The sequence below is a fragment of the Asanoa sp. NPDC050611 genome (genome assembly GCF_040654855.1).
Classification (GTDB): domain Bacteria; phylum Actinomycetota; class Actinomycetes; order Mycobacteriales; family Micromonosporaceae; genus Asanoa.
In genome coordinates, this window is sequence record NZ_JBFAIU010000464.1 from 1 (window position 1) to 4,784 (window position 4,784).

General features: G+C 70.3%; 4 protein-coding genes. 3 read left to right on the forward strand and 1 reads right to left on the reverse strand.

Going from position 1 to position 4,784, the window contains the following annotated elements:
• Positions 1–2,399: AbfB domain-containing protein (locus tag AB0H87_RS38200; protein ID WP_360157504.1), on the reverse strand; the 2,399-nt coding region annotated here is incomplete at its 3' end.
• A gap of 233 nt (positions 2,400–2,632) precedes the next feature.
• On the opposite strand from AB0H87_RS38200, the gene AB0H87_RS38205 reads away from it, so the two are divergent.
• The 3 genes from AB0H87_RS38205 to AB0H87_RS38215 form a co-directional block, all read left to right on the forward strand.
• Positions 2,633–3,661 (forward strand): LacI family DNA-binding transcriptional regulator, encoded by a 1,029-nt coding sequence (locus tag AB0H87_RS38205; protein ID WP_360157507.1) that lies wholly within the window; start codon positions 2,633–2,635, stop codon positions 3,659–3,661.
• Positions 3,662–3,707: 46 nt separating this feature from the next.
• Positions 3,708–4,370 (forward strand): GntR family transcriptional regulator, encoded by a 663-nt coding sequence (locus AB0H87_RS38210; protein ID WP_360157510.1) that lies wholly within the window; start codon positions 3,708–3,710, stop codon positions 4,368–4,370.
• A gap of 31 nt (positions 4,371–4,401) precedes the next feature.
• The coding region (locus AB0H87_RS38215) for a 1-deoxy-D-xylulose-5-phosphate synthase N-terminal domain-containing protein (RefSeq protein ID WP_360157513.1) at positions 4,402–4,784 on the forward strand (383 nt) is incomplete at its 3' end.

Below are 4,784 nucleotides of genomic sequence, written 5' to 3' on the forward strand. Positions count from 1 at the left end.
TGGTCACCGGCCTCGGTCGCCAGGTGCACGAGGACGAACATCGGGTCGGCCGCCTTCGCCGGCGGTGGCGGGGCCGCACCGCCCGCCGCGCCGCTGCTGTCGGCCGTCCACGACGTCGGCGAGTTGTAGGCCGCGCCGCCCGCGCCGTTCGACAGCCACACCTCCGAGTTGTGGTGCCGCAGGTACGAGCCGCGGAAGTTCCAGGACTCCAGGGACACGCCCGCGCCCGTCAGGGCCGTTCGGGCGCACCAGGTCGCGTCGGCCCGCAGCAGGGCCGAGCCGTCGTTCGGCGAGTTCTGGACCCGCGAGTTGGCGTGCCGCAGGAACTGGCCCGGGAAGTTGACCGACTCGAAGGAGTAGCAGGACGCGTCGGCCAGGCCCGGGCGGATCGTGTACGTCGCGTCGTTCTTCAGCAACGCCGGCGACGAGGCCGTGACCACCTCGGTGTACGCCAGGCTGTTCTGGTGCCGCAGGTAGCGGTTCGTGTAGCCCGGCGTCGTCACCTGGAGCGACCGCCGCTGGTTGACCGGCAGCGTGGTCGGGGCCAGCGCCGGCAACGACCGGGACGCCGCGATCAGCGCCTGGTTGGCCGCGCGCACCCGGTTCTGGTCCATCTTCACGACCTGACGGTCGTAGGTCACGAACCCGTTCAGCTCGCCCTCCAGGTCGGTGATCTCCGTATAGATCGCCGCCGACAGCCCTCGCCCGAGCATCAGGTTCTGCACGCCGGCAACGAGCCCGACGTACCGGTCCGTCAGCGCCGTCGCGTTCGCCTGCCACTCGTAGGCGAAGAAGCTGCCGCTCGGGCTCCACTCGTGGCCCGGGGTGTGCAGGCCGAGACCACCGAACTCACCGAGCACCGCGATCCGCGACGAGGCCAGCGGCGAGTCCGGGCCGAGATACATGTGCCAGTCGTCGATGTCGCCGTTGCCGGGGTTGCCGAGCGACTGGCAGCAGTTGTAGCCACTGTGGACGTTGACGAGCCGCGCCGGGTCCTGGGCCTTGACCGCCGCACCGACCCGCTGGGTGTCGGCCAGTGAGCGCTCGCCCCAGCCCTCGTTGTAGACCGTGTACGCGACGACCGCCGGCGACGACCGGTGCTCGTTGACGATCTCCCGCGCCTCGGCCTCGAACTGGGCCTGCTGTGCGGCGTTCGCGTCGATGTTCTGCGCGGTCAGCGACGGCACGTCCTGCCAGACGAGCACGCCCAGCCGGTCCGCGTGGTAGAACCAGCGTTGCGGCTCCACCTTGATGTGCTTGCGCACCATGTTGAAGCCCAGGTCCTTGTGCTTCTGCAGGTCGAAGGCGAGGGCCGCGTCGGTCGGCGCGGTGTAGACGCCGTCGGGCCAGTAGCCCTGGTCCAGCGTGCCGGTCTGGAAGACGAACTGGCCGTTGAGCAGCGGCCGTCGCACCCCGTTGACCAGGCCCGTCGTGATCTCCCGCATGCCGAAGTAGTGCATGGTCTGGTCGACGACCGCACCCGACGAGTTACGCAGGACCACCCGCAGGTTGTAGAGGAACGGGTCGTCGGGCGACCAGCGTCGCGCGGAGGGCACCGGCACCGCGAACTCGGTGAAACCGCCGACCGTCGAGCCCACCACAGTGGACCCGTTGAGCGCCTCCGCCAACACCGAGAAACCGGCGACGGAGCCGCGAGTGAAGACCCGTACCCGTAGCGTGTTGTTGGAAAGGTTGGGATACAGGTCCACCGAGCTGATCGACGACACCGGCGTCGGCTCCAGCCACACGGTCTGCCAGATGCCCGAGCTGGGCGTGTAGAAGATCCCGTTCGGCGTCTTGGTCTGCTTGCCGATCGGCGGCAGGCTCCCGTTCTGCCGCGTGTCGCTCGGATCCCAGACCTTGACGACGAGCTCGTTCGTGCCGCCGTTCAAGGCCGGCGTCACGTCGAACGTGAAGGCGTCATAGCCACCCGTGTGCGAGCCGACCTGCTGGCCGTTGACCCAGACCGTCGTCTGGTAGTCGACGGCGCCGAAGTGCAGCTGCACCCGCCGCCCCGACCAGCCGGCCGGCACGGTGAACGTACGCCGGTAGAAGAGATAGTTCCGGTTGTCGCCCGGAGCCCGCATCACGCCGGACAGCGCCGACTCCACCGGGAAGGGCACGTTGACCCGCTCCGGCAGGTTCGTGTTGAACTGCGGCGCGTCGTCGGTCGCCGACTGGCGCAACTGCCACTCGCCGTTGAGGTTCTGCCAGTCGGGCCGGGTCATCTGCGGCCGCGGGTACTCCGGCAGCGGCGTGCCGTTGAGCGCCTGCGCGGTCCACGGCGTGGTCAGCGGCGGTGGCTTGGCCGGTGCGGCCTGCGCGGCGGCGGGCACCGCGAGCAGGCCTGCGGCCAGGGCCAGGACCGCGAGGACGGTGGTACGACGGGACGGGTTCATACCAGCTCCATCTCTGCGTAGATCGGCCAGAAGTGGTCGGCCGACGAGCACCTGGCGGCCATCTTGTAGACATCGACAGCCAGCTGTATAACGTTATAGAGCCCGCCGGACTCGCCAGTCAATGGGCGTTCATCAATATCTACATCTCCATCGCACCGCCCGCTCATAGGCAAGAGGAGATCTCACATGACGGTACGGAGCCGCCGGTACGGCGCCGTCGACCAGGTGCGTACGTGGGCGTGAGCCTCAAGGACATCGCGGCGCGGGCCGGCGTCTCGCTGTCGACGGTGTCCAATGTGGTCAACGGCTACCGGCCGGTCGGCGAGGAGACCCGGCAACGGGTGCAGTCGGCGATCGACGAGCTGGGCTACGCGCCCAACCTGAGCGCCCGGCACCTGCGGCTGGGCCGCAGCGGCCTCATCGCGCTGGCGATCCCGGAGCTGGACAACCCGTACTTCGCCGAGCTGGCCGGCGCGGCGATCCGGGAGGCGGCCGGGCTGGGCTACACCCTCGTGATGGAGGACACCGCCGGGTCGTACGAGCGCGAGGTCATGATGATCGACAACTCGCGCCGGCAGACCTTCGACGGCCTGATCTTCAGCCCCGTGGCGGTGTCCCGCGAGGAGGTGCTGGCCGGCCCGCCGAGCACGCCGATGGTGCTGATCGGCGAGGGCGTCTACGACGTACCCCATGATCACATCGCGATCGACAACATCGCCGCGAGCCATGTCGCGGTGCAGCACCTGGTGTCGCTGGACCGCTGGCGGATCGCGTTCATCGGCGCGCAGGCCGGCGACCACCGGCAGTCGGCCCACCTGCGGCTGCGCGGCTACCGGGAGGCGCTGGCCGGCGCGGGCCTGCCCTGGGACCCGGCGCTGGCGGCGCCGACCACGGCGTTCGGCCGCGGCGACGGGCTGCTGGCGATGCGCGACCTGCTGGCACGCACGCAGCCGCCGGACGCCGTGTTCGCCTACAACGACCTCGTCGCGATCGGCGCGATGCGGGCGGTGCTGGAGGCGGGGCTGCGGATCCCGGAGGACGTCGCGGTGATCGGCATCGACGACATCGAGGAGGGGCGGTTCAGCAGCCCGACGCTGACCACCATCTCGCCGGACAAGGAACATATCGGACGGTTGGCGGTGCGGCGGCTCGTTGACCGGATCGAGGGGAAGCCAGTGGGGCCGCCGTACGACGTGCAGCCGCCGTTCCGGCTCGTCACCCGCGAGAGCACGCTCGGCGGGCGGCGCGCCGTCAGGCCCTGAGCTGCGGTCCTTGCGGTGGCGGGTCAACGGTAATATTTTATCGACCATGCCGGTCCTATCCGCATCCGCGTCCCTGCAGCGCACGAGCCTGCGCGATCAGGTGCTGACCGCGCTCCGTCAGGCGCTCGTGACGGGCCAGCTCGAACCCGGCGTCGTCTACTCGGCCGCCTCGCTCGCCGCGGAGCTGGGCGTGTCGAACAGCCCGGTGCGCGAAGCCATGCTCGCCCTCACCGACGACGGCCTGATGGAGGTCGTCCCGAACCGCGGCTACCGGGTGGTGGCGTTGACCGAGGCGGACCTGGCGGAGATCACCCAGCTGCGGTACCTGCTCGAGGTGCCGGCCGCGGGCCTGGCCGCCGAGCGGGACCTCACCGACCGGCTCGGCGCGTTGTACGAGCTGGTCGAGCGGATCGAGTCCACCGCCGGCGCCGGCGATCTCGCGGGCAACCTCGACGCCGACCGCCGGTTCCACCTGCTGCTGGTCGACACCTGCGGCAATCGGCGGCTCACCGAGCAGGTGGCCCGGCTCCGCGACCAGACGCGCCTGTTCAACCTGCGTGCACTGGCCGAGAGCGGCGACCTGGTCGCGTCCGCCGCCGAGCATCGCCCGCTGCTGGACGCGATCGCGGCCCACGACCGCGCCACGGCCGAGACCCTCATGCGCGCCCACCTGGACCACATCAGGACCGACTGGTCGTCGCCGCGCTGAGGCTGGCCACTACCTTCTGGGGGAAACGTAGATGACCGTGCTGGCCTCGATCCACAGACCGGACGACCTGAAGAGCCTCGATCCCGCGGTGCTTCCCCGGCTGGCAGCGGAGATCCGGAGCCATCTCGTGGCGACGGTGTCGCGGACCGGCGGCCACCTCGGCCCGAACCTCGGCGTCGTGGAGCTCACGATCGCCATCCACCGCGTGTTCGACTCGCCGCAGGACGCGATCGTCTTCGACGTCGGCCACCAGTCGTACGTCCACAAGATGCTGACCGGGCGGCAGGACTTCAGCCGCCTGCGCCGGCAGGGCGGGCTGTCCGGATACCCGTCCCGGGCCGAGTCGGCGCACGACGTCGTGGAGAACCAGCACGCGTCCACCGCGCTTAGCTGGGCGGACGGGCTGGCGACCGG